The following is a 19,169-nucleotide window of genomic DNA, read 5'->3' as shown; positions in this document are numbered from 1 at the left end:
GGGGAGGGTGCAAGGGGGGCGTGCGAGGCGTTTCCAATCAATCCCGTTTGGTTCGAGCTTGTCGAGAACGGGGCGCCCCGAACGGAGCGTTCTCGACGGACGCTTCTCGACAGGCTCGAAGCTGCTCGAACCAAACGGGGTGGGTGTGGGTAAGGTCGTACCTCAACCCACGTTCAGTTCGAGCTTGTCGAGAACCACGCGCGACTGCCGCGCTTCCATGCTATCTCCACCCGCATGACCGCCTATGCCTGGCTCGCCATCGCGATCGTCGCCGAAGTGATCGCCACCTCGATGATGCGCGCGACGCAGGGGTTTACGCGGTTGGGCCCCTCGCTGGTGACGGTCGCGGGCTATGCGGTCGCCTTCTACTGCCTGTCGCTGGCGCTCAGGACCATGCCGACCGGGATTGCCTATGCGATCTGGTCCGGGGTCGGGATCGTGCTGGTCGCGGGGATTGCCTGGGGCTGGCAGGGGCAGCGGCTGGACGGGGCGGCGGTGCTGGGCATGGGACTTATCATTGCAGGCGTCCTCGTGATGAACCTGTTTTCCAGGAGCGTCGCGCACTAGATGGAGCGCGAAGAGGAGTCTCCATGAACCAACCCGTCGAAGTCGATATTCCCCACCAGCTGGGCCGCGCGGGCGTGCGGCAACGGATCGATGGCGGCATTGACAAGCTGGCGAACATGATCCCCGGCGGCGTGATGCACGACAAACGCTGGGACGGCGACACGCTGCATTTCACGGTCAGCGGCATGGGGCAGACGGTCAACGCGCGCTGCGAGATGCATGACGCCCATGTCCATGCGGTGCTGGACCTGCCGCCGATGCTCGCGATGTTCGCCAACAAGATCAAGGAGAAGCTAGGGCGCGACGGGCCGGCACTGCTGAAATAGACTATCCTCAAAGCCCCAAGCGTCACCCCAGCGCAGGCTGGGGTCTACCGTTTATGGCTCGCCGCAGGAGCCGCGAGAGACCCCAGCCTTCGCTGGGGTGACGTCATTGGGACGGACGGCGGGTCAGCGCGCCGACAGCGGCAGGCTGACCCGCCAGATCACGTTGCCGACATCGTCCGCGACCAGCATCGCGCCGGTGCGGTCGGCGATGACGCCCACCGGGCGGCCGAACGCCTGCTTGCCATCGGCCGACAGGAACCCGGTGAGCAGGTCGACCGGCTTCGCATCCTTTGCCGGGAAGCTGCCATCGGCGGCGAAGGGGACATAGATCACCTTGTAGCCCGATGGCGGCACCCGGTTCCACGATCCGTGCAGCCCGACGACCGCGCCGTTGCCGAACCGCTGGCCCAGCCGCATGTCGCTGGTGAAGGCGAGGCCGAGCGGGGCGACATGCGCGCCCAGCGCATAGTCGGGGCGGGCGACATATTGGCGCAGGTCCGGGCGCTGCGGCTGGACGCGGTCATCGATATACCCGCCCCAATAATGCCACGGCCAGCCATAGTTGCCGCCGAATTCGACCTTGGTCATGTAATCGGGCGGCATGTCGGAGCCGAGCATGTCGCGTTCGTTGACGACCGCCCACAAATCCTTGGTCCGCGGTTCGAACGCCATGCCGTTGGCATTGCGCACGCCCGCGGCATAGATGCGGAACGTCTTCTTTTCAGGGTCGACCTGCCAGATGGCGGCGCGGTTCTTTTCGATCTCCAGCCCGTTTTCGGCGATGTTGGAGGCCGATCCGACGCTGACGTACAGCGACTTGCCATCGGGATCGGCGATGACGTTGCGCGCCCAGTGATTGCCGCCGCCGGGCAGGTCGACGATCTTTTCCGCCCCCGCCGTGATGCGGGTCTGCCCAATGCGGAAGGGATAGCGGACCAATGCGTCGGTGTTGGCGACGTACAGCCAGTCGCCGACCACGGCCATGCCGAACGGCGAGTTCAGCCCGCTGAGCAGCGTCGACCGCCCTTCCGCCACCCCGTCGCCGTTCGCATCGCGCAGCAGGGTGATGCGGTTGGCCGACGCGCTTCCGGCGCCCGCCTGATCCATGAACAGGCGCATGAACCAGCCGGTTATGCCGCCGCCTTCGCGCGGGGGGCTGTTGGTTTCGGCGACCAGTACGTCGCCATTGGCGAGGCGATAGAGCCAGCGCGGATGGTCGAGGCCCTTGGCGAACGCCTGCACCTGTAGCCCGGCCGGGGCGGTCGGGGTCTGGCCATCCTTCCAGCCGGTCGGTTCGGCGATGCGGACCGTCGGGATCGTCTGCTTGCGGACCTGCGACAACTGCGGCGTGCGGCCGGCGACGGCATTCTCGCTCAGCTGTGCCCGGTCCGGCCGGGTGAGATAGAAGACCAGCCCCGCGACCAGGACCAGCAGGACGATTCCGAAACGGACGGCATGTTTGCGCATGGACGCTGAATAGGGCGGCAGCGGGACCGGGGGAAGGGGGCGGCGTCCGATTGTCGCGCGCGGCGTACCCGCCGCCGTGGCAGGGGTTGGGCAGGAGGACGATCATGGGCTTTGTGATATCCGGGCTGGACCCCGCACCGTTTCGCCACCTGTACGGTATGGACGATGCCGCATTGTCGCGCCATCTGGCACAGCGGGTCGTTGCCGACGCGGCGTTCGGCTATCCCGATCGCATCGCGCTGCGCGATGCCGCCATCGGCGAGACGCTATTGCTAGTAAATTATGTCCACCAGCCGGCGGCGACGCCGTATCGCGCATCGCACGCCGTCTTCGTCCGCGAAGGGGCCGAGGAACCGGCGCGGCTGGTCGATCAGGTCCCGCCGATGCTGATGCGACGGATGTTGTCGCTCCGGGCGTTCGACGATGCGGGGGCAATGGTTGCCGCCGAACTGATCGCGGGCGAAGCCGCCGGGCCGGTCATCACCGAACTGCTGGCGTCGCCGCAGGCCGCCTATCTCCACGCACATTTCGCGGTTCGGGGATGCTTCGCCGCGCGGATCGACCGGATGTGAGGAGAAGGCCGCCGATGCCAAGGGAGTAGCACCGGCGGCCTGTCGGATGCCGTCAGGGACGGGCGCGGCCAATGCCGGCGCCACGTCCCGCGACTACATCCGATTCGTATTCGTCGGGATGACCCCGCCTTGCAGCACTGGTTTCATCCGTAACCAGTGCTTTGCGTCTATTCACCCTATGGCGCAATAATACGTCCAGATGATGGCACGGGGAAATGCGGATTCCCGGCCTGTGTGATCGATTGCAGCGATCAGGGGCGGCGGGGGCTGGCCAGCCTTGGCGGGACCCCCGCCATGTTCCCGCGCCCTGCCAGTCGGCGGATTCCCGGCCTGCGCGAGGATATGGAGTACCATCGGCACCCCGGCATTCTCGCCGGTGTTTCGCGCTGGCGCGGGTCCTGTCCGGCTATTCCTCGACGACCGGCAACGGCGGGTGAAGGCGCAGGCGCAGGACGCGACGGGTGTCGGCGGCGACGATCTCGATCCGCCAGCCTGACGGATGGTCGAGGCAGGTACCCTGTTTCGGGACTTCGCCCGCCAGCACGAAGGCGAGGCCGCCCAGCGTCTCGACATCCTCCTCGACCTCACCCAGCCGGGGATCGATCAGTTCGGCGGCGTCCTCCAACTCGGCCCGCGCGTCCGCTTCCCATGCGCCGCCGTCCAGCGGCACGAACAGGTCGGTCGGCGCCTCGTCATGCTCGTCCTCGATCTCGCCGACGATCTCCTCGACCAGATCCTCGATGGTGATGAGGCCGTCGGTGCCCGAATATTCGTCCAGCACGATGGCCAGATGGGTACGGCTCGCCTGCATCTGTGCGAGCAGGTCGAGCGTGCCCATCGATTGCGGGACATAGAGCGGCTGGCGCAGCAGGCTGATCGCGGTGGGGGGATGCTCCTCGCCCTTGGCCAGGATCGCGAACACGTCCTTCACATGGACCATGCCGACGATGGTATCGAGCTTTTCGCGGTACACCGGCAGGCGGCTGTGGCCCGCTTCGGCGAACAGCTTCACCACATCGGCGAACGGGGTGTTTTCCTCCAGCGCGACGATGTCGGCGCGGGGCACGCCCATGTCGCCGGCATCGCGTTCGCCGAAATGCAGGATGTTGCGCAACATCTTGCGCTCGATCGGCGACAGGTCGCCCGCGACCGCCGCGTCGTTTTCGTCCTCATGCGCCGCGATCACTTCTTCGATCCGTTCGCGCAGCGTCTCGCTCGCGTCGGTGCCGAAGATCAGCGAGCGCAAGCCGCGCCATATGCCCCCTTCGGAGCTGCTACTGTCGCCGGGCGCGGTGCTGGTCGAAACGTCGGCCATGATGGTCGTGTCAGTCCTCTGTAACAGGATAGGGATCGTGCAGACCGAGTTCGGCGAGCGTCGAACGCTCGATCGCCTCCATGGCTTCCGCCTCGGCATCATTTTGATGGTCATGGCCTAGCAAATGCAGGCAGCCATGGACAATCAGGTGGGTGGCATGATCGGCGACCGAAATGCCGCGCTCCTCCGCTTCGGCGGCACAGACGCCGTGCGCGAGGACGATATCGCCCAGCAGAACCTCGCCATCGTCGCTGTTCTGCGTGACGGTATCGAGCAGGTCGCTCTGGATCATCGGAAAGGACAGGACGTTGGTCGGCTTGTCCTTGTGTCGATATTGCCGGTTGAGCGTGTGGACCTCTTCATCGGACGTCAGCCGGATCGTGACCTCGATCAGCGCAGGGTCGGTCAGCCAGATGCCCTGCGGCGTGCGGCCGATCGCGGCGGTGGCGGCGCGGGTGGCGAGTGCCTCCCAGTCGATGTCCTGCGGCCAGTCGGCCTCTGCCTGTACGGCAATGTCGATCATCTAAGGTCGGTCCTTGCGAAGTCGTCGCCCTTGTAGAGCAATGTGGCGTTGTTGGTACGGGCGCAGGCATAGGCGAAGCAATCGCCCATGTTGAGTTTTGCCGCATGGCGGCCCTTGCCGTAGCGGTGATGTGCTTCAGTTGCGATACGCGCTTCGGCTTCGCCGATCGGCACCATTTCGAAGCCGCTCTCGCCGGCAAAGGCATCGACGATCTCGGTAGACAGGGCGTCGCCATAGGTCGTCGCCCGTGCGATTCCGCCGATCGCTTCCCAACGCGAAACCGGGGACCAGAGCAGGCGGCCTTGCGATAGGACCCGTTCGTTCTGTTCCAGATAGTCGGATTCTCGCGCGAGGATCGCCACCAGTACCGATGCGTCGATGAACGCGGTCACAGGTCGCCGGACAATTCGTCATAGAACGCCCTATCGGCAGGACGTCCGCTCGATTCCGGCAGTGGGTAGCGGCGATAGAAATCGTCCAGCCGTTCACGCGGCGTTGCAGCGTGCCGGCTACGAGCGAGTTCGGCCTCGACTGCACTGCGCACCGCCTCCGTCTTGCTCGTGCCACGCAGGCGGGCAAGCTGGTCGACCAGTGCGCTGGTTCTCTCGTCCTTGATATACAGCGACGCCATGGCGACCCCCTAAGCAGTATATCCCGCAAGCTAATACTGGATATACTTGGCTTCAAGCATCCTTGCCCTCATACGCCTCGACGATCCGGCCGACGATCGGGTGGCGCACCACGTCGCCGGCACCGAAGCGGGCGAAGGCGATGCTTTCGATCCCTTCCAGCCGGCGGGTCGCGTCCGCCAGGCCCGACGCCTGGACGCCGCCGGGAAGGTCGGTTTGGTTCGGGTCCCCGCACACCACCATCCGGCTGTTCTGGCCGAAGCGGGTGAGGAACATCTTCATCTGCGCGGGCGTGGTGTTCTGTGCTTCGTCGAGGATGACGAAGGCGTCGGCCAGCGTCCGGCCGCGCATGAAGGCGATCGGCGCGATCTCGATCTCACCGGACAGAATACGGCGTTCGACCTGTTCGGCGGGCAGGCAGTCGTTCAGCGCGTCGTAGAGCGGGCGGAGATAGGGATCGACCTTCTCCTTCATGTCGCCGGGCAGGAAGCCGAGCTTCTCGCCCGCCTCCACCGCCGGGCGCGACAGGATCAGGCGCTGGACGCTGCCGGTAATCAGTTGCGCGACCGCCTGCGCGACCGCGATATAGGTCTTGCCGGTACCCGCCGGCCCGAGCGCGAAGATGATGTCGTTCGACAGCAGCTGGTGCATGTAGCTGGCCTGCGCGACGGTGCGCGGCACGATCGTCTTCTTGCGCGTGCGGATCATGATCGACGGTGCGCCGTGGCCGCTTTCCGCACGGAAGATACCGTCGAGCGCCGGCTGGGTCGACATGGCGATCACCGCGTCGATCAGGCCGGGATCGACCTCTTCGCCGCGCAGGATGCGGCGATGGAGTTCGTTCAGCACCTCGCGCGCGTGCGCCACGGCTTCCGCCGACCCTTCGATCCCCACCCGATCGCCACGCGCGGTGATATAGACGCCCAGCCGTTCCTCCAGCGCCAGCAAATTGGCGTCGAACTCGCCGAACAGGCGGGAGAGGAGTTGCGGCTTGTCGAAGCTGACTTCGGCGCGGGCGCGCTGACCGGCTTGGGCGGGGACGGGCTTGCGGCTCATGCGATCCTTTCGCGAAACGGCCGGAACGCAGGGTGCGCCCGGCGGGGGAAGCGGGTGGTGATGGGATGAAGGTCGCGCATCACGCCTTCAACGCATGAAGGCGGAAAGGGGAGCCAGGGGCGGCGCGACTGCATCGCGGGCGAGTGTGGCAGAGCCGGCGGCAGGGGGACAGCGATAAATATAGCGGGGATGCCGGTTTCCCGACATCCCCGTAAGCGGCATCAGCCGAGCGTCGCCATGTCGATGACGAAGCGGTACTTCACATCGCTCTTCTGCATCCGGTCATAGCCGGTTTCGATGTCGCGCATGTCGATCATCTCGATATCGGCGGTCAGGCCGTGCTTGTGGCAGAAATCGAGCATTTCCTGCGTCTCGGCGATGCCGCCGATCAGCGAGCCGGCCAGCGAACGGCGGCCGAAGACGAGGGTGCCGACCGAAGGCGAGGGGTGCGGCGTTTCGGGTACGCCGACCAGCGTCATCGTGCCGTCGCGCTTGAGCAGCCCCAGGAACTGGTCGAGATCGTGGGATGCGGCGACGGTGTTCAGGATGAAGTCGAAGCTGCCGGCGTGCTGGCCCATCGCCTCTGCGTCCTTCGACACGATCAGGTCCTTCGCGCCCAGCCGGATCGCGTCGTCGCGCTTGTTGGGCGAGGTCGAAAAGACATAGACCTCGGCACCCATCGCCGCCGCGATCTTCACGCCCATATGGCCGAGACCGCCCAGGCCGACGATGCCGACCTTCTGCCCCGGCCCGACGCCCCAATGCTTGAGCGGCGAATAGGTGGTGATCCCGGCGCACAGCAGCGGGGCGACGGCGGCGAGGTCGCCTTCGTCATGGCGGACCTTCAGCACGAAATCCTGGTCGACGACGATATGGTCCGAATAGCCGCCGAAGGTATGGCCCCCCAGTACCGGATCGGGGCCGTTGTACGTGCCGACGAATCCGCCGCCGGTGCAATATTGCTCCTCGCCCTCATGGCAGGACGGGCACTGGCCGCAGCTGTCGACCATGCAGCCGACGCCGACGGTATCACCGACCTGGAACCTGGTCACATCGCTGCCCACCGCGGTCACGGTGCCGACGATCTCGTGCCCCGGAACGCAGGGGTAGAGCGTGCCCGGCCATTCGCCGCGTGCGGTGTGCAGGTCGCTGTGGCACACGCCGCAATAACGGATGTCGATCGCGACGTCGGTCGCCTGTGGATCGCGACGTTCGAACGAGAAGGGGGCGAGCTTCGCATCGGCCGCCTGTGCGGCATAGCCCTTGGCTGGGGTGGTCATGTCAGTTTTTTTCCGTGGCTGAGAGCATTCCGCGGCGTGCAATGCGGTCCCGGCGATTTGGTTGCTGATACAATATATCAAATTGCTGATTTATTTGTTCAACCGTTCACCCGACGCGACGTTCGCCATGTTCGAGCATCGCGGGGATCACCAGATCCTCCTCATCCGCCAGATGGCGCAGCAACAACGCGGTCAGCGTCGCGGCATGGGCGGCATGGTCGTCGGCGGCTCGCGCATCGCGGCTCGGCTGGTTCAGGCTGGCCAGCAGACCGCGCGCGCTGCCGACCGTGGCTTCCAGTGCGGCATGGATCGCGTGGTGATCCGATTCCAGGAGGTCGAAGCCGCGCTGCATCCGGGGATCGAGCGCACGGAACTTCGGGAAATACACCGCATCCTCGATCCGGTGGTGCCCGTCGAGATGCCCGAGGAACTGGTTGAGCGCGGGGACGAAGCGATGCGGAAAGGCGGTCGTGTCGAGGCGATCTTCGCGGAAGTCGGCGATGATCCGTTCGACCGCCGCGCCCTCGGCCCGCAACGACTGGTGGACGTGCAGCCAGAAGTTGCACAGTTCCCCGAAATTGACATGCTTCACCCAGTCGCCCCTGGGATAGGCACTGCGCAGATAGGCGATGTCGTCGGTTATGCCGTCGCGCGTTGCCAGCGCGTGCGAGCCGCTCACGCCGCCGCCCGCATCCGTTCGATCCCCGACAGCGATACCGGGCCGGCGGCGGCAATCTCTACCTCCACCATGTCGCCGATGCGGGCGTCGGTGTCGAAATGGACCGATTGGAGCCAGGGCGACTTGCCCAGCATCTGTCCGGCATGGCGGCCGGCACGTTCGACCAGGACGTGGCAGGTGCGACCGATGGTCGCGTCGTTGAACGCCTTCTGATCGCGCAGCAACAATGCCTGCAGCCGTTGCAGCCGGTCGTCCATCACCTCCATCGGTACTTCGCCGGCCATGTCGGCGGCGGGGGTACCGGGGCGGGGCGAGTATTTGAAGCTGTAGGCCTGCGCATAGCCGACCGCATCGACCAGGCGCAGCGTCTCCTGAAACTCCGCTTCGGTTTCTCCGGGGAAGCCGACGATGAAGTCGCCCGACAGCGCGATGTCGGGGCGGACGGCGCGCACCCGGTCGAGCAGGCGCAGATAGCTGTCGGCGGTGTGGCTGCGGTTCATCGCCTTCAATACGCGGTCGCTGCCCGCCTGTACCGGCAGGTGCAGGAACGGCATCAGCTTTTCGACATCGCCATGCGCATCGATCAGGCCCTGCGTCATGTCGTTGGGATGGCTGGTGGTGTAGCGGATGCGCTCCAGCGCGGGCAGGCGGTCGAGTTCGCGGATCAGCGCGTCGAGGCCGCGACCATCGCTGTCGGTCCAGGCATTGACGTTCTGCCCCAGCAGCGTGATTTCGCGCGCGCCGCCATCGACCAGCGCCTTTGCCTCGTCGACGATGCGCGCGAACGACCTGCTGATTTCCGCGCCGCGGGTGTAGGGGACGACGCAATAGGTGCAGAACTTGTCGCACCCTTCCTGCACGGTCAGAAACGCGGTCGGGGCGCTGCGGCGGCGGGCGGGCAGGTGGCCGAATTTGGATTCAGGCAGCATGTCGGTGTCGAGCGCTGGCTTGCCCGCCGCCGCATCGGCGACCAGTTTCGGCAGGTTGTGATAGGCCTGCGGACCGACGACGACATCGACCTTGGCGCGGCGGACGATCTCTTCCCCTTCGGCCTGCGCGACGCAGCCGGCGATGGCGATCATCGGGTCGGCGCCGTGTTTGCGCAGGCGCCCGATGTCGGAATAGACCTTCTCGGTCGCCTTTTCGCGGATGTGGCAGGTGTTGAGGACGACCAGATCGGCGGCATTCGCGTCGTCGGTCGCGGTCATGCCCTCAGCCGTCATCAGTTCGGCCATGCGTTCGCCGTCATAGACGTTCATCTGGCAGCCGAACGATTTTACATGGAAGGTTTTCGGGGTGGTCATGCCCGCGCCCTTACCGGATTTGGCGCGCGGTCGGAAGGGTGGGCGATCAGGCCCGTTCCGCCAGCACCTCGGCGATCAGGTCCTTGCGGCTGAGCTTCCCGATCATCGTTTTCGGCAGGGTCAGCCGGACGACGACTTCATCGACGCGCTCGTGCTTGCCGAGCTGCGGGTTGAGCCAGGCCTTCAGCGCCTCGCCGGTCACCTCGGCATCCTCGGCGAGCGTCACATAGGCGTGGGGGCTTTCGCCGCGATAGTCATTGGGCAGGCCGACCACCAGCGCCTCGCGGATGGCGGGGTGGTGGTAGAGGATGCGTTCGATCTCGCTCGGGAACACCTTGAACCCGCCGACGGCGATCATGTCCTTCAACCGGTCGACGATGCGGATGAAGCCATCGGCGTCGATCGTCCCGACATCGCCGGTGCGCAGCCATTTCGTACCATCGGCGTCGGTGCAGAAGGTCGTGTCGTCGGTGTCGGGGCGGTGCCAATAGCCGCACATGATCTGCGGCCCCGCCACGACGATCTCGCCGGGTTCCCCTGCCGGTGCCGGTCGGGTCGGGTCCTCCTTGTCGACCAACCGCACGCGGGTTCCGGCGATCGGCTGGCCGATGCTGCCGGCCTGTTGTGGCCCGGCATAGGGGTTGCACGACACCACGCCGGAGCTTTCGGACAGGCCATAGCCCTCGACCAGCGTCGCCTTGGTCGCGGTTTCGAAGCGTTCCTTCAGCTCGGGCGGCATCGGCGCGCCGCCCGAAATGCAGAAGCGTAGCGAGGAAAAGTCGGTTTCGGGCAGGCGCGGATGGTCGAGCAGCGCGCGGTACATGGTCGGCACGCCCGGCATCGCGGTGGCACGGGTGCGGGTGATCGCGGCCAGCACCTGCCCGGCGTCGAAGCGGGGCAGCATCACGATCTCGCCGCCGCTGACGACCGTGCGGTTGAGGACGCAGGTGTTGGCGAAGACATGGAACATCGGCAGCGCGCCGATGATTCGTTCGCCCGGTGTCGGGCCATCGGGATCGAGCCACGCGACCTGCCGCGCATTGGCCGACAGATTGGCATGGCTGAGCATCGCGCCCTTCGGACTGCCGGTGGTGCCGCCGGTATATTGGATCAGCGCAAGGTCGCGTTCCGGGTCGATCGCCGGCGTGCCGCAGCCGCCGTCATTGGCGATCAGCGCGGAAAAGGCGGTGACGCGGGGATCGGTGGGACGCGGCGTCACCTCCTTTGCCCGGAACCAGCGGTAGAAGAGCGACTTGGCCGGGGGCAGGGCACCCGCGACCGATCCGACGACCAGCCGTTCGAGCGAACTGGTCTCCAGTACCTTGAGCGCGGTCGGCAGCAATGCGGAGGCGGAAAGGGTGAAGAGCAGCTTCGTACCCGAATCCTCGACCTGTGCCGCCAGTTCCTGCGCGGTGTAGAGCGGCGAGAAGTTCACCACCGTCGCACCCAGTTTCAGGATGCCGTAATAGGCTGCGACGTAATGCGGCACGTTGGGCAGGAACAGCCCGATGCGGTCCCCCGGTCCATAGCCCATCGCGGCGAGGCCGCAGGCGACCCGGTCAGCGCCGCCCTTCGTCTCGGCATAGCTGTAATGGCGGCCGAGGAAATCGATCAGCGGGGCATCGCCGCGCCGTGCGGCCGATTCCTCGAACAGCGTCACCATCGACATCGGCGGCAGCGGCGTCTCCCACGCGACAGGGTGGGCATAGCGGTCGAGGACGGGGGCGGCGCTGCTCATTGACAAAGGTGTAAGCAAGGGTTGCGGATCGTGCAAGCCGGGTTGCGTTACAAGTAATTGCCGGCGGTTCCGGTCAGGCCGCGATGGCCAGCGGCGGGGCGCGACCGGCGCGGTCGCGGCCGGCGGCCTTGGCCTGGAACAGCGCCTTGTCGGCCATGCGGTAGAGCCGTTTCCAGTCGTTCTCGTCCACCAGCGGGCCGTGGCAGATGCCGATGCTGCTGGAGATGCGCAGGTCGAACGGCAGGCGCACCGCGCGCACGCTGGCCAGCATCACATCGACGTCCGGGAGCATCGCGTCCTCGCCCAGCAGCGCGAATTCCTCGCCGCCCATGCGGGCCACCAATACACCGGGCAGCGCGTGGTAGCGCAGGGTACGGGCGAACAGGCGCAGCACCTCGTCGCCGCCGTCATGGCCGATCGTGTCGTTGACCTGTTTGAAATGGTCGATGTCGAACAGCATCAGCGTCCGCGGACCGTCGGACGGCACGGCGCGCGCCAGGAACGCACGCCGGTTGAGCAGCCCGGTCAGCGGATCGGTATCGGCCAGTTCGCGGCTGATCGCTTCCTGCCGGACCGCCTCGTCGCGCTCGCGGCTCAGCATTCGCATCCGATAGGCGATGGCGACGCTGGCCAGCAGCGTTTCGAGGCTCATGGCCAGGATGGTCGAATTGTCGACCCAGAAGCTCCACGGCAGGAAACCGAGATTGTAGAGCGACCGCGCGACCAGCATCGTCAGCGGCGCGGCCCAGCTGAGCGCGAACAGCGACAGATACACGCTCTGCCGCCGCCACGCCCGTATCAGGACGGTCAGTACCACCAGCGGCGACAGCAGCATCGTCACCGAAAACGTCCGGTCGAGGATCGCGATATATTGCGACCCCATCGCCATGAGGACGACCGCCAGTCCGCAGAAGGCCGCGGTGGCGACGCGGATCGCGCGCAACGGCCAGCCATCCAGCACATGCGCTTCGAAGAAACAGGCGCAGAAGGTGAGCGCGGCGGCCATCCCAGCGCACAACATGATGTAGCTGAGCAGGATGCGCCGGTTGTTCGACATATCGGGCAACGCCCATGCCATCGCCCCCGACGAACTGAACGCGTACAGCAACAGGCAGGCGAGCAACCCGCAATAGGCGAGCTGGAAATCATGTTGCAGCACCCGCCACAGCGCGAAATTATACACCAGCAGGCCAAGCGCCAGCCCGGCAAAGGCGGAGTAGAGTGCGGCTAGCAGCACGTCGGAGCGAATGCTCTGCGCATCGGTCGCCAGCCGCGGTCCGAGGACGATCCCGCGCAGGTTGGACGCGCCGTCGATCCGCCACAGCAGGCGGGTGAACGGCGCGCCGGCGGGCACGAAGCGATGTTCCATCACCGCGCCCAGCCGGAGCCGCTGGCCGATGCCGAATTCATCGGCGAACTGTCCAACGATCCGACCATCGGCGGACCGGGCATAGAGCGTCATCTGCCGCTGCCACAGGCTGACCTGTCGCACGCGGATCGCGGCATTGGCATCGGCAGGCGGCGGCAACGCGGCGGACATTATCCAGAAATCGCCCGAACCCAGCGTCGATTGGGGCGAGGCGCAGTCGAACCGTTCGGGATGCGCGAACATGCCGCGTACCGTGTCGCCCGCCCGCACCCGGCTGACGCAGACTGCGATCGAACTGCCGACATTGCCCATGGTGCCCGCCTGCGCATGGGCTGACGGCGCGCACACCGTCCCCACCGCCAACAGCAGCGCCATCCACAACGTGCGACACAACCAGATCATCGTGCCGGCATCGCATTCGATGCGCGAATAAATGGTTAACCCCGGCCCCGGTTCGTCGCGGTTGCCGGGCCGGACCATCGGTCAGTGATCGGCGACGATCGCGGCGGTCAGTCCCGCCCCGCTGGCCTGCCTGGCCACCGTCTGCAGCGTGGCCGCACCCGTACCGGCCGGCAGCATCACCCGCGCGCGCGATTTGCCGTTGCCGATGGTTTCGGGAAAGGTCGTCGCGCGGCTGGGAATCTGAGCCCCTTGCTGCCGGACGAAGCCGGCCACCGCTTCGCTGGGGCCGGTCACCAGCAGTTCCGGACCGCCGGTTGCCGGGCCGAAGCCGCAGCCCGCCAGCAGCATCGTCGCCGCGATCGTCGCGTAAAGTCGCATCCTATCCCCCAAGTCGCGCGCCGCGTCGTCGCGGTCGTCTCGCCTGGCAAGCTGACACGGGTAGGCGCACGGCGCAATGGCCGTGCGGAGTAGGATCAGCCGAGCGCTTCGTCGAGCAGCCGCGCGAGGCGCAGGCCGCCCTTCTTCACCTGATCCTGCGCGATCGGCACCAGCCGCGCGATGGTGGCATCATCGAGATGGACGCGTGCGTTGCTCTTCGGCGCGCAGGCGTCGCCGCCAAAGGCCGGGGCATAGGCATAGTCGCGGCTGACTTCCCAACTGTCGCGGCTCCAGTCCTCGACGCTGCCTGCCTGTACGGGCGCGCGTTCGGCGGCGGTGTAGGTGCGCAGGATCGATGGCGGGGTCGTGATCGCGCGCTCGGCCAGCGGCCCGTCCCAGATCGAATGCAGGTTGAAGCGTTCGGGACCGTAGGCGCCATAATCCGCCTTCACCCGGTTCCCGCCCAGATCGCCGCGATCGCCGGCATGGAGCGGCATGTGCAGGTCGCCGACGAAGTGGACGAGGAAGGCGAGCGCCATCACCTTTTCGCGCATCGGGACCTTCGGGTCCTTCAGCAGCTTCACGTCGCGTTCGACCTGTGCCGACACGCAATTGCCGTCCTTGCACGCCGATTTCAGGTCGAACGGCTTGCACACGTCGATATTCTGATAATGCCACGAATAGGCATAGCTGAAGCGTTCACCGAGCGGCTTCACGCAATCGGCCCATACGCTCGCTTCCTCGATGGTCCGCGCCGGGCAGGTCGGGGTTTCGAGCAGCGCCTGATGTTTCAGGATGCGGTCGATCGCGCGGCGCGTTTCGGGGCGGACGTTCAGCCGCGCGACCGTCGCCACGCTTTGATGGCCGAATTCCCAATAGGCATAGGCCGGGGAGGTGGCGAACAGGCAGGCGAGCGCAAGGAGCAGGCGACGAATCATGCCCGTCGGGATGACGCGCTTTGCCCGCGGTCGCAAGCGTCCAGCATTATGCGCGACGTGTTTCGTACAGTTCCAGCGGCAGGTCGTCGGGGTCGGCGAAGAAGGTGAAGCGCTGTCCGGTATGCTCGTCGACCCGGACAGGCTCGCAGGCGATGCCATGCCTGGTTAGCCGGGTTACCTCCGCATCGATGTCGTCGACGGTGAAGGCCAGATGGCGCAGGCCCATCGCCTCGGGACGCGAGGGGCGCGCCGGTGCGCCGGGAAAGGTGAACAGTTCGATCTGCGCACCCGGCAGCGTCAGGTCGCATTTCCACGACCGCCGTTCGGCCCGCCACACCTCGCGCAATATCGTGAAGCCCAGCACGTCGACATAAAAGGCCTTCGACCGGTCATAGTCCGACGCGATGATCGCGACATGGTGCAGGCCGGTGAGGCCGCTCATCCTTCGTCGCCATAGATCGCGACCTGCCGCGCACCGCCCTTAACCACGCGGCCGCGGAACATGCCGGGCGTCGTCAGGCTCCAGGCCGCGTCGCCATCGGGGCCGACGACGATGACGCCGCCGGTGCCGCCCATCGCCTGCGTTTCCGCCAGCACCGTGTCGGCGGCGGTGCGGATCGATTCGCCGGCGAAGCGGATGCGGGCGGCGATCTCGTGCCCCACGCCCATCCTGATGAAGAACTCGCCCGATCCGGTCGCCGACATGGCGCAGGCACGGTCGTCGGCATAGGTGCCCGCGCCGATCAGTGGCGAATCACCGATCCGGCCCCAGCGCTTGCCCGTCACGCCGCCGGTCGAGGTCGCGGCGGCGACATGGCCCGCCGCATCCACCGCGACCGCGCCGACCGTGCCGTACTTCATATCGACGTCGAACCAGCCATCGGGGTTCGCCTTCATCGCGTCGAGCTGCGCGCGGCGTTCATGCGTCATGAACCAGTCGGCATCGGCGGCCTCGACACCTTGTTCGGCAGCAAAGATGTCGGCGCCCTTGCCCGCCAGCAGGACGTGGGGGCTATGGTCTTTCACGGCACGCGCAAGGGTGACCGGATGGCGGCTGCAGGTGACCCCGGCCACGGCGCCGGCCGAACGGTCGCGGCCGTCCATGATCGCCGCGTCGAGTTCGATCGTACCGTCGAAGGTGAACACCGCGCCGCGCCCCGAATTGAAGGTCGGGTCGTCCTCCAGCACGCGCACCGCCGCCTCCACCGCATCGATCGCGGCGCCGCCGGCGGTCAGGACCGCTTCGCCGGCCGCCAGTGCGGCGTCGAGGCCGGCACGGGCGGCGGCATCGGTTTCGGCGCTGACCGTCTCGCGGGTCAGGATACCGGCGCCGCCATGTACCAGCAGCGTCCAGGGGCGGGGGGAATCGGTCGGCATGTCGTTGTCCTGCTTGGGCGGGCGGCCGGCCTAGCAGATCGCCGGGCGGCTGCCACCCTTTGGCGCCGGGGCGGGTACGCCCAGCAGGATGCCGAGTGCCGGTACCGCGCGGGCGAGCAGATAGGCGGCGACGCAGGCGATCAGCGTCGCGACGAGCAGCAGCGCCGCTTCGCGCCACGGGTCGAGCGCCCAGGGGAGGGTGAACCACGTCACCAGCACGATCACCGGGTGATGGACGATATAGGCGGGGAACACCGCGCGCCCCAGCGTCCCGCGCCAGCGATGGTCGCAGTTGAGATGGCGGTCGGCGAGGTGGAACAGCGCGACAACCATCGCCCATGCCATGACCGAGCGTGCCGCCCGGTTGGCGGCCATGGCAAGGTGCGGCGGCACCACGTCGCCGGGATAGCGCAGTTCGACCGAAACGACGATCCCGCCGGCGATCAGCGCCAGCAGCATCGCACCGCTCGCATGGCGGTGGAGCGATCGCCACAAGACCGGTCGCCGCGCGATCAGGAAGCCGAGCGCGAACAACGGCAGATATTGCGAATGGCCGGCGACGTCGTGCAGCAGTCCCTGACCCTCCGGCACCACGAACAGCGCGGCGAGGCGGACCGCGGTCATAAGCGCGATCGGTGCCCATAGCAGCCGGCTCCCGCGCGACAGCCACGCCCCGATACGGTCCATCAACCGCGCCGCGCCATCGGCCGCAACGAACGCGGCCAGCAGCATCGAGTAGGTCCAGAGATAGACCAGGAACCACAGATGCTCCCAGCTGGGAAACTCGACGCCATAGAAGGTGCCGACCCGCCAGCCATCGATCAGCCAGAAGCGCCAATAACCATGGGGATAGCCCCCCTCCAGCACTCGCACCCACATCTCCAGCGGGACGATCGCCAGCATCCCGAACAGGAGCGGGACGAGCAACCGGCGCGATCGTTCGGCGGCAAAGGCGGTCGCACCGGCGGCGCGCGTCACCAGCGTCGCGCTGGCATAGCCCGATACCGCGAACAACAGTCCCAGCCGCCACGGAGTCACCGCCGCCATCGGCGCGATCAGCGCGGGGTAGGCATGGCCGGTGGTCACGACCCAGTGCCACGGGCTGAACGCCATCGCGATATGATACAGGATCAGGACGCCGAACGCGGCGATACGCAGCCAGTCCAGCCCGTAATGCCGCATCGACGCTGCTCCAACCCCCTCTGACACCAGCGATTTCCTGTTCGACTTTCGCGTGACGCAATGCGGGGCTATATCGCGTCTTAAGTAACCCAATTGTTAGCGAGACTGTTCATGTCGATCCGCCCGTGGCGCGATATCCACCGCCGCCAGAGCCGCAAGATCATGGTCGGCAACGTGCCGGTCGGCGGCGACGCGCCGGTCACGGTGCAGACGATGACCAACACCGACACGTCGGATGCGGTCGCGACGATCAACCAGATCCGCCGCTGCGAAGAGGCGGGCGCCGACATCATCCGCGTGTCGTGCCCCGATGTCGAAAGCACCGCCGCGCTCCGCCAGATCACCCGCGCGGCGCGCGTGCCGATCGTCGCCGACATTCATTTCCACTATAAGCGCGCATTGGAAGCCGCCGATGCGGGCGCCGCGTGCCTGCGGATCAATCCGGGCAATATCGGATCGAACGAGCGCGTCGCCGAGGTCGTCCGCGCGGCCAAGGCCAATGGCTGCGCCATCCGCATCGGGGTGAATGGCGGCTCCCTCGAAAAGCACCTCCTCGAAAAATATGGCGAACCCTGCCCCGACGCGCTGGTCGAATCGGCGATGGACCATATCAAGCTGTTGCAGGACCACGACTTCCACGAGTTCAAGGTCGCGGTGAAGGCATCCGACCTGTTCCTGGCGGTCGCGGCGTATCAGCAGCTGGCGGAGATGGTCGACTGCCCGCTGCACCTGGGCATTACCGAGGCGGGCGGCTTCGTCGGCGGCACGGTGAAGTCGTCGATCGGTATCGGATCGCTGTTGTGGTTCGGGATCGGCGACACGATCCGCGTCTCGCTCTCGGCCGAGCCGGAAGAGGAAGTGCGTGTCGGGTTCGAAATCCTGAAGGCGCTGGGCATCCGCAATCGCGGCGTGCGCGTGGTATCGTGCCCGTCCTGCGCGCGGCAGGGCTTCGACGTGATCCGCACCGTGCAGGCGCTGGAAGAGCGGTTGCAGCATATCCGCACGCCGATGTCGCTGTCGGTGCTGGGCTGCGTCGTCAACGGTCCGGGCGAGGCGCGCGAAACCGACATCGGCATCACCGGCGGCGGCAACGGCAAGCACATGGTCTATCTGTCGGGCGTTACCGACCATCATGTGCAGGACGCCGACATGATCGACCATATCGTCAAGCTGGTCGAGGCCAAGGCGGCGGAGATCGACGCGGCGAGCGCGGTAGTGCCGCAGGCGGCGGAGTAGCCGTTCCGCCCTATCCATCCCGTTCTGTTCGAGCAGCTTCGAGCCTGTTGAGAAGCGTCCGTCGAGAACGCTTCGTCCTGAGCAAGGGCTTCTTGACAAGCTCGAAGTAAACGGGGTGGCAGGGGTTTGTTACGATCCCCCCAGCACGTTCACGCTGAACGCGACCACGCCAAGGTTGAAGACGAACGCGATCAGGCAGTGCCCGGTCACCGTCCGCCGCATCGTTCGCGACGTGATCGACACGTCCGAAGTCTGGAATGTCATGCCCAGCGTGAAGGCGAAATAGACGAAATCCCAGTAATCCGGTTCGTCGGTACCCGGCATATCGATCCCGCCACTGTCCTTCCCGGCATCGTCGGCGGTGTAGAACAGATGCGCATAATGCAGCGCATAGATGGTGTTGGCGAACGTCCAGGCGAGCAGCAGCGTCGCGACCACCAGCACGACGATCCGCGCGCTGGGCGTGCCGCGCTGGCCCAGTTCGATTGCGATCGCGGTCAGCAGCACGATGGCGATTGCGGCTGACAGGATCAGCAGCAGCGTGCGGTTGGCATCGTTGCGGATCGCCGCCTGTCGCATCCGGTCGGCCGAAGCCCCCAGCAGCGACACGCACGACAGGAGGAACACGACCGCACCGATGTCGAACGCCAGCGGGATGCCGATCCGCCAGCCGAGCATCGGCACCGACCAGCATCCGGCGGCGACCGCCACGGCGGCGAAGGCGACGAAGCGGGCGGGGGCAAGGCGCTGGCCGAGATGCAGGGGCATGGGGGTGGATGTATCGGAGGTAGAGGTCCTTGCAAATCCTTCCCGGCACGGGGAGGGGGACCA

The 19,169-nt window shown here is 66.5% G+C and carries 21 protein-coding genes; 4 read left to right on the top strand and 17 right to left on the bottom strand.

Going from position 1 to position 19,169, the window contains the following annotated elements; all coding sequences use genetic code 11:
- The first annotated feature begins 234 nt into the window (after nucleotides 1–234).
- Nucleotides 235–567: an SMR family transporter gene (locus QZ755_RS10415; protein WP_294322544.1), complete on the top strand. Its 333-nt coding sequence runs from the start codon at nucleotides 235–237 to the stop codon at nucleotides 565–567.
- Between the two features lie 23 nt (nucleotides 568–590).
- Nucleotides 591–893: a polyhydroxyalkanoic acid system family protein gene (locus QZ755_RS10410; RefSeq protein ID WP_294322543.1), complete on the top strand. Its 303-nt coding sequence runs from the start codon at nucleotides 591–593 to the stop codon at nucleotides 891–893.
- A gap of 123 nt (nucleotides 894–1,016) precedes the next feature.
- Here the strand turns inward: QZ755_RS10410 and QZ755_RS10405 are convergent, their stop codons facing one another.
- Nucleotides 1,017–2,360, bottom strand: a complete 1,344-nt coding sequence (locus QZ755_RS10405) for a sorbosone dehydrogenase family protein (RefSeq protein ID WP_294322541.1) — start codon at nucleotides 2,358–2,360, stop codon at nucleotides 1,017–1,019.
- A 104-nt stretch (nucleotides 2,361–2,464) separates the two neighbouring features.
- On the opposite strand from QZ755_RS10405, the gene QZ755_RS10400 reads away from it, so the two are divergent.
- Nucleotides 2,465–2,932 (top strand): DUF1203 domain-containing protein, encoded by a 468-nt coding sequence (locus QZ755_RS10400; RefSeq protein ID WP_294322540.1) that lies wholly within the window; start codon nucleotides 2,465–2,467, stop codon nucleotides 2,930–2,932.
- A gap of 406 nt (nucleotides 2,933–3,338) precedes the next feature.
- On the opposite strand, the gene QZ755_RS10395 is transcribed toward QZ755_RS10400, so the two are convergent.
- The 15 genes from QZ755_RS10395 to QZ755_RS10325 form a co-directional block, all read right to left on the bottom strand.
- Nucleotides 3,339–4,247, bottom strand: a complete 909-nt coding sequence (locus QZ755_RS10395) for a hemolysin family protein (RefSeq protein ID WP_294322538.1) — start codon at nucleotides 4,245–4,247, stop codon at nucleotides 3,339–3,341.
- Between the two features lie 10 nt (nucleotides 4,248–4,257).
- On the bottom strand, nucleotides 4,258–4,770 hold the full coding sequence (ybeY, locus tag QZ755_RS10390; RefSeq protein ID WP_294322537.1) for an rRNA maturation RNase YbeY: 513 nt from the start codon (nucleotides 4,768–4,770) through the stop codon (nucleotides 4,258–4,260).
- Complete coding sequence (locus QZ755_RS10385) at nucleotides 4,767–5,162, bottom strand: type II toxin-antitoxin system VapC family toxin (RefSeq protein ID WP_294322534.1); 396 nt, start codon at nucleotides 5,160–5,162, stop codon at nucleotides 4,767–4,769. Before QZ755_RS10385 ends, ybeY begins: the two co-directional genes overlap by 4 nt.
- A complete protein-coding gene (locus QZ755_RS10380; protein ID WP_294322533.1) occupies nucleotides 5,159–5,401 on the bottom strand; it encodes a type II toxin-antitoxin system VapB family antitoxin in 243 nt (80 codons plus the stop codon). Before QZ755_RS10380 ends, QZ755_RS10385 begins: the two co-directional genes overlap by 4 nt.
- A 52-nt stretch (nucleotides 5,402–5,453) precedes the next feature.
- Nucleotides 5,454–6,455, bottom strand: coding sequence for a PhoH family protein (locus QZ755_RS10375; RefSeq protein WP_294322531.1), 1,002 nt, complete (start codon nucleotides 6,453–6,455; stop codon nucleotides 5,454–5,456).
- Nucleotides 6,456–6,676: 221 nt separating this feature from the next.
- Nucleotides 6,677–7,735, bottom strand: a complete 1,059-nt coding sequence (locus QZ755_RS10370) for an NAD(P)-dependent alcohol dehydrogenase (RefSeq protein ID WP_294322530.1) — start codon at nucleotides 7,733–7,735, stop codon at nucleotides 6,677–6,679.
- A gap of 106 nt (nucleotides 7,736–7,841) precedes the next feature.
- Complete coding sequence (locus QZ755_RS10365) at nucleotides 7,842–8,414, bottom strand: hemerythrin domain-containing protein (protein WP_294322527.1); 573 nt, start codon at nucleotides 8,412–8,414, stop codon at nucleotides 7,842–7,844.
- On the bottom strand, nucleotides 8,411–9,718 hold the full coding sequence (gene miaB, locus QZ755_RS10360) for a tRNA (N6-isopentenyl adenosine(37)-C2)-methylthiotransferase MiaB (RefSeq protein WP_294322525.1): 1,308 nt from the start codon (nucleotides 9,716–9,718) through the stop codon (nucleotides 8,411–8,413). Before miaB ends, QZ755_RS10365 begins: the two co-directional genes overlap by 4 nt.
- Before the next feature lie 46 nt (nucleotides 9,719–9,764).
- Nucleotides 9,765–11,456 (bottom strand): long-chain fatty acid--CoA ligase, encoded by a 1,692-nt coding sequence (locus tag QZ755_RS10355; RefSeq protein ID WP_294322523.1) that lies wholly within the window; start codon nucleotides 11,454–11,456, stop codon nucleotides 9,765–9,767.
- 73 nt (nucleotides 11,457–11,529) lie between these two features.
- On the bottom strand, nucleotides 11,530–13,305 hold the full coding sequence (locus tag QZ755_RS10350; RefSeq protein ID WP_294322521.1) for a diguanylate cyclase: 1,776 nt from the start codon (nucleotides 13,303–13,305) through the stop codon (nucleotides 11,530–11,532).
- 3 nt (nucleotides 13,306–13,308) lie between these two features.
- Entirely contained in the window at nucleotides 13,309–13,605 is a 297-nt protein-coding gene (locus QZ755_RS10345; protein ID WP_294322519.1) for a hypothetical protein, read from the bottom strand.
- A 95-nt stretch (nucleotides 13,606–13,700) separates the two neighbouring features.
- Entirely contained in the window at nucleotides 13,701–14,543 is an 843-nt protein-coding gene (locus QZ755_RS10340) for a S1/P1 nuclease (protein WP_294322518.1), read from the bottom strand.
- Nucleotides 14,544–14,589: 46 nt separating this feature from the next.
- Nucleotides 14,590–14,985, bottom strand: a complete 396-nt coding sequence (locus QZ755_RS10335) for a VOC family protein (protein ID WP_294322516.1) — start codon at nucleotides 14,983–14,985, stop codon at nucleotides 14,590–14,592.
- On the bottom strand, nucleotides 14,982–15,920 hold the full coding sequence (locus QZ755_RS10330; RefSeq protein ID WP_294322515.1) for an isoaspartyl peptidase/L-asparaginase: 939 nt from the start codon (nucleotides 15,918–15,920) through the stop codon (nucleotides 14,982–14,984). The genes QZ755_RS10335 and QZ755_RS10330 overlap by 4 nt, the downstream gene beginning before the upstream one ends.
- Nucleotides 15,921–15,950: 30 nt before the next feature.
- On the bottom strand, nucleotides 15,951–17,129 hold the full coding sequence (locus tag QZ755_RS10325) for an acyltransferase (protein WP_294322514.1): 1,179 nt from the start codon (nucleotides 17,127–17,129) through the stop codon (nucleotides 15,951–15,953).
- A gap of 84 nt (nucleotides 17,130–17,213) precedes the next feature.
- On the opposite strand from QZ755_RS10325, the gene ispG reads away from it, so the two are divergent.
- A complete protein-coding gene (gene ispG, locus QZ755_RS10320) occupies nucleotides 17,214–18,338 on the top strand; it encodes a flavodoxin-dependent (E)-4-hydroxy-3-methylbut-2-enyl-diphosphate synthase (protein ID WP_294322512.1) in 1,125 nt (374 codons plus the stop codon).
- Nucleotides 18,339–18,467: 129 nt separating this feature from the next.
- Here ispG and QZ755_RS10315 read toward each other — a convergent pair whose 3' ends face one another.
- Nucleotides 18,468–19,106 (bottom strand): DUF1345 domain-containing protein, encoded by a 639-nt coding sequence (locus tag QZ755_RS10315; protein WP_294322510.1) that lies wholly within the window; start codon nucleotides 19,104–19,106, stop codon nucleotides 18,468–18,470.
- Nucleotides 19,107–19,169: the final 63 nt, after the last annotated feature.

It is taken from the genome of uncultured Sphingomonas sp., assembly GCF_913776855.1.
Classification (GTDB): domain Bacteria; phylum Pseudomonadota; class Alphaproteobacteria; order Sphingomonadales; family Sphingomonadaceae; genus Sphingomonas.
The sequence above is the reverse complement of the archived record's forward strand: the minus strand, read 5'-3'. Positions and strand labels throughout refer to the sequence as shown.

What these genes read in the sequence shown, in the direction of transcription:
- QZ755_RS10330 (WP_294322515.1), bottom strand. Translation starts at nt 15,920, where the DNA reads ATGCCGACCGATTCCCCCCGCCCCTGGACGCTGCTGGTACATGGCGGC.
- QZ755_RS10315 (WP_294322510.1), bottom strand. Translation starts at nt 19,106, where the DNA reads ATGCCCCTGCATCTCGGCCAGCGCCTTGCCCCCGCCCGCTTCGTCGCC.
- QZ755_RS10400 (WP_294322540.1), top strand. Translation starts at nt 2,465, where the DNA reads ATGGGCTTTGTGATATCCGGGCTGGACCCCGCACCGTTTCGCCACCTG.
- QZ755_RS10415 (WP_294322544.1), top strand. Translation starts at nt 235, where the DNA reads ATGACCGCCTATGCCTGGCTCGCCATCGCGATCGTCGCCGAAGTGATC.
- miaB (WP_294322525.1), bottom strand. Translation starts at nt 9,718, where the DNA reads ATGACCACCCCGAAAACCTTCCATGTAAAATCGTTCGGCTGCCAGATG.
- QZ755_RS10340 (WP_294322518.1), bottom strand. Translation starts at nt 14,543, where the DNA reads ATGATTCGTCGCCTGCTCCTTGCGCTCGCCTGCCTGTTCGCCACCTCC.
- QZ755_RS10375 (WP_294322531.1), bottom strand. Translation starts at nt 6,455, where the DNA reads ATGAGCCGCAAGCCCGTCCCCGCCCAAGCCGGTCAGCGCGCCCGCGCC.
- QZ755_RS10395 (WP_294322538.1), bottom strand. Translation starts at nt 4,247, where the DNA reads ATGGCCGACGTTTCGACCAGCACCGCGCCCGGCGACAGTAGCAGCTCC.
- ispG (WP_294322512.1), top strand. Translation starts at nt 17,214, where the DNA reads ATGTCGATCCGCCCGTGGCGCGATATCCACCGCCGCCAGAGCCGCAAG.
- QZ755_RS10370 (WP_294322530.1), bottom strand. Translation starts at nt 7,735, where the DNA reads ATGACCACCCCAGCCAAGGGCTATGCCGCACAGGCGGCCGATGCGAAG.
- QZ755_RS10335 (WP_294322516.1), bottom strand. Translation starts at nt 14,985, where the DNA reads ATGAGCGGCCTCACCGGCCTGCACCATGTCGCGATCATCGCGTCGGAC.
- QZ755_RS10345 (WP_294322519.1), bottom strand. Translation starts at nt 13,605, where the DNA reads ATGCGACTTTACGCGACGATCGCGGCGACGATGCTGCTGGCGGGCTGC.
- QZ755_RS10355 (WP_294322523.1), bottom strand. Translation starts at nt 11,456, where the DNA reads ATGAGCAGCGCCGCCCCCGTCCTCGACCGCTATGCCCACCCTGTCGCG.
- QZ755_RS10410 (WP_294322543.1), top strand. Translation starts at nt 591, where the DNA reads ATGAACCAACCCGTCGAAGTCGATATTCCCCACCAGCTGGGCCGCGCG.
- ybeY (WP_294322537.1), bottom strand. Translation starts at nt 4,770, where the DNA reads ATGATCGACATTGCCGTACAGGCAGAGGCCGACTGGCCGCAGGACATC.
- QZ755_RS10350 (WP_294322521.1), bottom strand. Translation starts at nt 13,305, where the DNA reads ATGGTCCGGCCCGGCAACCGCGACGAACCGGGGCCGGGGTTAACCATT.
- QZ755_RS10405 (WP_294322541.1), bottom strand. Translation starts at nt 2,360, where the DNA reads ATGCGCAAACATGCCGTCCGTTTCGGAATCGTCCTGCTGGTCCTGGTC.
- QZ755_RS10380 (WP_294322533.1), bottom strand. Translation starts at nt 5,401, where the DNA reads ATGGCGTCGCTGTATATCAAGGACGAGAGAACCAGCGCACTGGTCGAC.